The sequence below is a fragment of the Corynebacterium sp. HMSC04H06 genome (assembly GCF_001815935.1).
Taxonomy (GTDB): domain Bacteria; phylum Actinomycetota; class Actinomycetes; order Mycobacteriales; family Mycobacteriaceae; genus Corynebacterium.
This window is the reverse complement of sequence record NZ_KV823412.1, coordinates 1-7,178: the sequence shown is the minus strand read 5'-3', so window position 1 is coordinate 7,178 and position 7,178 is coordinate 1. Positions and strand designations below refer to the sequence as shown.

The 7,178-nt window shown below is 66.4% G+C and carries 7 protein-coding genes and 1 pseudogene; 3 read left to right on the top strand and 5 right to left on the bottom strand.

What is annotated here, in order from left to right; genetic code table 11:
- A pseudogene (locus tag HMPREF3067_RS03030) lies at positions 1 to 429 on the bottom strand (oxidoreductase); the annotation flags it as partial.
- Positions 430 to 583: 154 nt separating this feature from the next.
- Between HMPREF3067_RS03030 and HMPREF3067_RS03025 the strand changes: the two are divergent.
- Positions 584 to 1,090, top strand: a complete 507-nt coding sequence (locus HMPREF3067_RS03025) for a phage holin family protein (RefSeq protein ID WP_070768264.1) — start codon at positions 584 to 586, stop codon at positions 1,088 to 1,090.
- A gap of 104 nt (positions 1,091 to 1,194) precedes the next feature.
- Positions 1,195 to 2,106 (top strand): alpha/beta fold hydrolase, encoded by a 912-nt coding sequence (locus HMPREF3067_RS03020; RefSeq protein WP_070768263.1) that lies wholly within the window; start codon positions 1,195 to 1,197, stop codon positions 2,104 to 2,106.
- A 25-nt stretch (positions 2,107 to 2,131) separates the two neighbouring features.
- On the opposite strand, the gene HMPREF3067_RS03015 is transcribed toward HMPREF3067_RS03020, so the two are convergent.
- The 4 genes from HMPREF3067_RS03015 to nth all read right to left on the bottom strand — a co-directional run bounded on the left by HMPREF3067_RS03015 (position 2,132) and on the right by nth (position 5,584).
- On the bottom strand, positions 2,132 to 3,340 hold the full coding sequence (locus HMPREF3067_RS03015) for a MarP family serine protease (protein ID WP_070768262.1): 1,209 nt from the start codon (positions 3,338 to 3,340) through the stop codon (positions 2,132 to 2,134).
- An 87-nt stretch (positions 3,341 to 3,427) separates the two neighbouring features.
- On the bottom strand, positions 3,428 to 4,192 hold the full coding sequence (locus HMPREF3067_RS03010; protein WP_070768261.1) for an NUDIX hydrolase: 765 nt from the start codon (positions 4,190 to 4,192) through the stop codon (positions 3,428 to 3,430).
- A gap of 51 nt (positions 4,193 to 4,243) precedes the next feature.
- Positions 4,244 to 4,876, bottom strand: a complete 633-nt coding sequence (locus tag HMPREF3067_RS03005; RefSeq protein ID WP_070768260.1) for a TlpA family protein disulfide reductase — start codon at positions 4,874 to 4,876, stop codon at positions 4,244 to 4,246.
- Between the two features lie 12 nt (positions 4,877 to 4,888).
- Positions 4,889 to 5,584, bottom strand: a complete 696-nt coding sequence (nth, locus tag HMPREF3067_RS03000) for an endonuclease III (RefSeq protein ID WP_070768259.1) — start codon at positions 5,582 to 5,584, stop codon at positions 4,889 to 4,891.
- A gap of 466 nt (positions 5,585 to 6,050) precedes the next feature.
- Between nth and glxR the strand changes: the two genes are divergently transcribed.
- Positions 6,051 to 6,734: a CRP-like cAMP-activated global transcriptional regulator GlxR gene (gene glxR / locus HMPREF3067_RS02995; protein ID WP_070768258.1), complete on the top strand. Its 684-nt coding sequence runs from the start codon at positions 6,051 to 6,053 to the stop codon at positions 6,732 to 6,734.
- The last annotated feature ends 444 nt before the right edge of the window (positions 6,735 to 7,178 follow it).

Here is a 7,178-nt window from a genome sequence, read left to right as displayed (position 1 = left end):
CGGCGCGCTGCCAGCTCCCGCCACGACCCAGCCGGCCAGCACGGTCAGGCGGTCCGCCCCGGCCTGGGGCTTGCCCGCCCCGCCGCCGGCCACGTCCCAGCGGGCCAGAACCTGCAGCGGGGCGCGGGTGAAGGTGCGCATGGTGGCGGAAAACTGCTCGGGCGCAAGCGTGGAATAGGCGCTGATGTGCCGGGCCAGCAGGCTGCCGTCGGCATTAAATTCTTCCTCCACGTCGCGGGCGACGCGCCCGCTGACCAGCCCCGCGCTGGCCCGCGCGCCGCGCAGCAGGGACTCGGAGGAAACGACCTCGGGTTTACGCAAAGCCGCAGGTCGCCGGTGTGCCGCCGCGATAGTACTCTCGGCCCGCCGGGACAGGCGGGAGACTTCTTCGTCCCTTAACAGCGGGGATAGCGGGTCATTTTCGGCCATATGAACTAGGATAGGCGTTAGCAAACGTGGCGACGGGCTGCGGCCGGTCGTTTTTTAGACTGTGGCCCGCGTGGCGGGAAGCTGTGCGCTCTGGCGACGTTTCCACGTAGTATTTAAGTTACGAAATATTTTCCACCCAAGGAAGGTTTAACCTGTGAGCAACGACGGACTTTTCACCGACGGCAGTAATCAGTTTGCCCCGAAGGTCAATGCGATCCCCCTCAGCGACGCTGACACCTCCCGCTCCGGTGAGGCTTCCATCGGCACCTTGGTCTCCAACGCCACTGAGCAGGTCTCCAGCTTGGTCCGCTCGGAGGTCGAGCTGGCCAAGACCGAGCTGGCCGCTTCCGCCAAGAAGGGCGGCATCGGCGCTGGCTTCTTCGGCGTCGCCGGAACCGTCGCTTTGTATAGCTCCTTCTTCTTTTTCTTCTTCCTCGCGGAGCTGCTGGCCAAGTGGCTGGACCGCTGGGCCGCCTTCCTTATCGTCTTCCTCATCATGCTGGTCATCGCCGGCGTCTGCGCCCTGGTGGGTATCCAGAACGTGAAGAAGGTCAAGAAGCCGGAAAAGACCATCAACTCCTTTAGCGATATGAAGGACCTGGTCCCGGGCAAGGCCCAGAAGAAGGTCGAGGGCAACAAGGGCCTGTTCACCAACTCCTAGGCCAGCCCTTAAAGCCCCCTCCCTGCACCTAACTCCGCCCCACGCACCGCGTTCGGCGGAGTTTTGTCAGTTTCTACCGACCCCAACCTGGAGGAGTATCGCCCGTGTCGGCACGCAACCTTTCGCCCTCCGTCGTGGAGCTGGACGGCCCGTTTACCCACCAGCTGGTGCACACACGCGGTATCCGGCTGCACGCCGCGGTGGCCGGGGATCCCCAAAATCCTCTCGTCGTGGCCGTCCACGGCTCCTACGGCGGCTGGTTCGACTACCGCGACGTCATCGCCCCGCTGGCCGAGCGCGGCTTCCACGTCGCGGCTATCGATGCCCGCGGCTTCGGCATGTCCGACAAGCCCCCGGCCGACATCGGCCACGACATCCGCGTGATGACCGGCGATCTCTCCGGGCTCATCCAGGCGCTGGGCCACCGCCGGGCCATCATCATCGGCAACGACACGGGCGCCGCGGTGGCCTGGTCCCTGGCGGTGGAGCACCCCGAGCGCGTCGCCGGCATCGTGAGCGTCTCGGGCGCCTACCCGGTGGACCTGCGGCGCGCCATGGCAGCCCGCCCCTGGGACTTCTTATGGCTGTGGCTGCGCGCGGGCCTGTGCCGCCTGCCCTACCGGGCCCTGCAGCGCGTGCCCGGGCTCTCCGAGTGGGTCTACCGCAAGGAGCTGCTGCTCAACACCACCGGCCGCTTCCGCGGCGAGCGCTTCCAGCGGCTGCTGCAGCTGCGGATCGAGGCCGCCTCCATCGGCAACGTCGTGCGGGGCATCCTGTGGAACCACCGGCTGCTGACCGCCGCCGTCCCGCGCCGCTGGGTCGAGGAGACCATCTCCGCGCCCGTGCTCTTCTTCCACTCCGGGCAGCGCCTGTGGAACCCCATCATCCGCCGCGCGAGGGCCCGCACCACCGGCGCCTTTGCCGATCACAGCCTGCGGCACGCCAAGAACCTGCCGCACGTGGAAGAGCCCGCCGACTTCGTCGCGACCGTCGCGGACTGGGCGCGCCAGCTCTAGGAACTGCTCCGGCTTCTTTTCCGGCCTACTGGGAAACGACGTCGCGGACCACGCACTCGCCGGTGGGCACCGGCTCGGTCAGCTGCGTGACGTCCCCGATGCGGGAAATCACCTCGTCGGCGGTGAGCGCATAGCCGGTGTCCGTGTCGTCCACGGCCGCACCGAAGACCATGCCCAAGACGTGGCCCTCCGTGTTAAACAGCGGTCCACCCGAGTTGCCCTGCTGGATGCTGCCACGCACGGTGTAGGCGTCGCGCTCGACGCGGCCCATGTTGTAGATGTCCGGGCCGGCAATCGTGATGCGGTCGCGCACGCGGGCCGGGGTGGCGCTGAACGGGCCCGACTGCGGAAATCCCATGACGATGGCGTCGTCGCCGGTCACTCCCGGCTCCGGCGCCCAGTCCAGCGGCGGCAGCTGCAGGTTCTCGCTGTGTAGCACGGCGATGTCCACCTCAGGGTTGTAGTAGACCACCTCGGCCTGCTGGATGCCGATGACCGTGTCCAGGTTGACCAGGTTGGTCCCGGCCACGACGTGGGCGTTGGTGACCACGTAGTCGTCCTGGATGACAAAGCCGGATCCCATCAGGCGGCGGCTGCAGGAGTCCGCGTCGCCCAGCACGTGGATGACCGACGGGCGCAGCTGCTTGACCAGCGCCTTATCCTCGACCTCGATGCGCGGCGCGGCGACCTCCACGTTGCGGTCGCCGTCGATGGGCGCCACCAGCGGCGGCAGGCCAGTCTGGTTCAGCAGCGAGGTCACCCCACCCGGCAGGGCCTTCAGATGCTCCGGTGCGACCGAGTGGATGCCGCCCAGGATCTGAGATTCCCGCAGGCCCTTGCCCACCGCGCCGGTCAGCCCGCTGGCCAGCGGGATGGAGACCAGCCAGATGACCAGCAGGGCGGCCACGGCCTGGAAGACCGAGCCGGCCAGGGAGTCGATGCGCTGGGCCGAGCGCAGCCGCAGCCTATCGCGCAGCCGGGCGCCGAGGGAAGACCCGGCCAGGTGGCCGATGCCGACCAGCAGGATCATCACGCCTACGGCCAGCAAGAGGCGCAGGGCCACCGACTCGGTCAGGCGCATCGCCAGCGGGGCCAGGCCCATGCCGATGACCAGGCCCGCGACGATGCCGATGAAGGACAGCACGGAAGACATCACGCCCTGGCGCCACCCGGTGAAGACCGCGGCTAGCACGGCGATCACGATGAGGGCGTCGACCACTAAGAATGCGCTCACTGAAATAAGGGTTCTTCCTGTAAAAATCTGTTTTGGCTAGGCCAGCATACTACCGCGCGGCAGCGCAGCTGCTAAACAGCTACACAACTATTCGGTTGCCGGTTGCTGCTGGTGCGGTTCGTTCATCTTCTCACGATTGCGCGACGCGGCGAGGGTGGCGCGGAGCGGTCGCACCGAATTGTTATCCCAGGGCTGCTCCCAGCCAGCGTGCCGCAAGGTGGTGGCCAGCACCCCGGCGGTAAATCCCCAGATGACGTAGCCCTGGATCCGGAAGGCGGGCCCGCTCCAGGCGCCCCAGCCCACTTGGAGCCGGTTGGCGGGATCGATGAGATCGGTCAGCGGCACGGTGAAGACGTCGTCCGTCTCCGCGGGGCTGGCCACCCCGACCGGGGAGAGGCTGTGCCAGTAAGCCAGCACCGGGGTCACGGGGTTGCCGGTCGCCCGGATCCGCAGCCGCTCCCACTGGTCGATGGGGGTCACGCTGCGGCGATCCAGCCCGGTTTCCTCCCAAGCCTCGCGCAGGGCGGCGTCGACCAGGTTGGCGTCTTCCGGATCCACTCGGCCGCCGGGGAAGGCGATCTGGCCGGAGTGCGAGCGCATGGTCGGCGCGCGGTGGGTCAGCAGCACCCGGGCGTTGTCCAGGCAGTCCCCGGCCAGCAGCACCAGCACCGCCGCGTCCCGGCGCACCTTCTTCACCGGCGGGAAGTTGCGGTCGAGGCGCTGGCCCATGGTCGCCTCGATCTGGTGCGAATCCACCCCGAGGGCCGGGCGCAGCCACCGCGGCGCGGCCGCCGGGCGCACCGTCACGTTCTCGCCGGGCCGGTCCCCGTGGTGCGGCAAGTGCAACCCCATCAGCGCCTCACCGCCCCGGCCCTTGGCCGTGCCGTTGTCAAAGCGCTAGCTTTAGCCATCCAGCGCCCCCGCGACCGCGGACTCAATCTCCGCGGTGGACTCGAAGGCCTGGACGAAGCGGCCCACCTCGCGGCCGTCCTTCAGCACCAGGGTAATGGGGATGACCCGCGGCAGACCGAGCGCGCCGGCAAAGGAATTATCCGAGTCCTGGAAGCTGGGCAGGCCCACGCCCAGCTCCTCGAGCAGCGCGGCGCCGTTGGCCGCGTTGGTATCGGCGTGCACGCCGAGAACCTCCCACTCCGGGTGGGTGGTGGCGACTTCCTCCAGCAGGGGTAGCTCCTCCCGGCAGGGCTGGCACCACCAGGCCCACACGTTGACGATGGTCACCCCGCTATCGGCTGAGGCTTCTGCCGCGGATTCCTGCCCGCCCAGGCAGTCCAGCCCGACGCCGGCGACCGTGCCCTTAGGGCAGTCCGGGCGCGCCGGCACGTCGGCGGCCTGGCCCTGCTCGGCCGGCGATGCCCCGGGCGCAGACGATGCCCCCGCCGCGTCCGGGCCGTCAGCTCCCGGGCCGGACGCACCGTCGTCGCCGCTACCGGAAGACAGGAGTGCCAGGGCGGCGGCGACCACGGCGACCGTCAGTACGACAGCCGCCCCGATGGACCAGAAAACCTGCTTTTTCATGTCCCCACCATCCTACTGGGCCCTCACCCTTTTCCCGTATTTCGCAACCGCCGGGCACAGATGGGCCAGCACGCAGTCGCCACAGCGGGGGCCACGGGCCCGACAGACCGCCCGCCCGTGGAAGATGAGCCGGTGGGAGAACATGGTCCACTCTTCGTCCGGCAGCTGGGCGGCGATGTCCTTTTCTATCGCCACCGGGGTCGTCTTCTCCGTCAGGCCGAGCCGGGTGACCAGGCGCTGGAAGTGCGTGTCCACCGTCAGCCCCGGCAGGCCGAAGGCGTTGCCGCGCACCACCAGGGCAGTCTTGCGGCCCACCCCAGGCAGGCTGGTCAGCTCCTTCACCCCGCGGGGGACCTCGCCGCCGAAGTGGGCCAAAAGCCCCTCGCCTATCCCCAGCAGGTGCTTGGTCTTGGCCCGCTGGAATCCGAGCGGGCGCAGGATTTCCTCGAGCTGCGCCGGGTCCGCCTGGGCGTAGGCGGCGGCGTTTGGGTATTTTGCGAAGAGTGCAGGGGTGACCTGGTTGACCCGCGCGTCGGTGCATTGGGCGGAGAGCACCGTAGCCACCAGTAGCTCCAACGGGTTACGGAAGTCCAGTTCACAGCGGGCGTTCGGATATTCCCGGCTGAGAATTTTGTTGATCGTCTCGGCCCGCTGCGGATCGGATTTGCGAAGATTTTTCGCAGATTTCGAGGGTTTATGGTCACGCATGAATAAAAGCTTAGTAAGATGGTATCCATGATCGTCTTAGTCATCGTCGCGCCCGTCGCGCTTGCCGTGTTCGCCATGTTCATGGAGAAGCTTGAATCAAGCGTCCTCACCTAGTCTGCACTAGGTTGTAGATTGCAGGGCTAGCACGCTCGCGTCCTCGGGATAACTGGAGATACCACAACCGGATCGCTTTTTTAAAAAGCCTGGTTGTCACGACTGAGTTGGCGGCTCCCCTGGGAGCTGGAGGTTGCAGCGGTGGCTTTTATCTTTCATACGCACGGATTACGCGACTACGTGTGCCCTGTGCGCAGGCTCTATTTCTGTTAGGAATTGCGCTTTTAACCCCATAAGTGACCAATTCCACGGTAGACTGAGAGCCGTTACATAAAATTTTCCGGTGCCTGCGGTGAAGCTCACTGCAGATTTACACCTTCGACCCCATCAGCTGAGTGACCAAGGAGCATTAGTGGAAAGCGTTCAGGATATTCTCTCCCGCGCCGGTATCTTCCAGGGTGTCGATCCCGTCGCGGTTAACAACCTGATTGAGCAGATGGAGACCGTCCGTTTCCCGCGGGGTACCACCATTTTCGACGAGGGCGAACCGGGCGACCGCCTCTACATCATCACCTCGGGCAAGATTAAGCTCGCCCGCCACGCGCCGGACGGCCGCGAGAACTTGCTGACCGTGATGGGCCCGTCCGACATGTTCGGCGAGCTGTCCATCTTCGACCCGGGTCCGCGCACCTCCGCCGCGGTCTGTGTGACCGAGGTCCAGGCCGCCACTATGAACTCGGAGATGCTCAAACAGTGGGTCAGTGACCACCCGTCCATCGCCCAGCAGCTGCTGCGCGTGCTGGCCCGCCGCCTGCGCCGCACCAACGCCAACCTGGCGGACCTCATCTTCACCGACGTGCCGGGCCGCGTGGCCAAGACGCTGCTGCAACTGGCCAACCGCTTCGGCGTGCAGGAAGGCGGCGCTCTGCGCGTCAACCACGACCTGACCCAGGAGGAGATCGCCCAGCTGGTCGGCGCCTCCCGCGAGACCGTCAACAAGGCCCTGGCAACCTTCGCTCACCGCGGCTGGATCCGCCTGGAGGGCAAGTCGGTCATCATCGTGGACACCGAGCACCTGGCCCGCCGCGCCCGCTAAAACCGGCCTTTTCCAAGACCCCGCACCCCGCGCCCGCGGGGACGGGGTTATTTTTATGCCCGGGTCCCCCCTTGATTTCTAGTGGTCGTGGAAACACCTGGCATGGGTTAGGTGATTGTGTGGAGTCGAAATGGGTTCCGGATTCTGCTGTTGTGGCGCGGTTTGCGTCGTTGGTTCGGGCTGGTAGTTCAATACGGGCGGCTGCTGGGGTGGTTGGTTTAGCGCGGTCGGTGGCGTATCGGCTTGCTGGTGAGTTGGACTTGCCGCGCAAGCGCCGCAGGACTATTAGCTCGGATGACAGTCAGGAAATAGCTCGCCTGTGGCTGGAAGGTGTGGCACCGATGGATATTGCGCGCCAGCTTTCTATAGGCTCTTCTCCGGTGTACCGCATCGGTTGAAGCGTCCTGGGTTTAGCGAGAGTGTCCGTTTCTTTGTGTGCGGGGG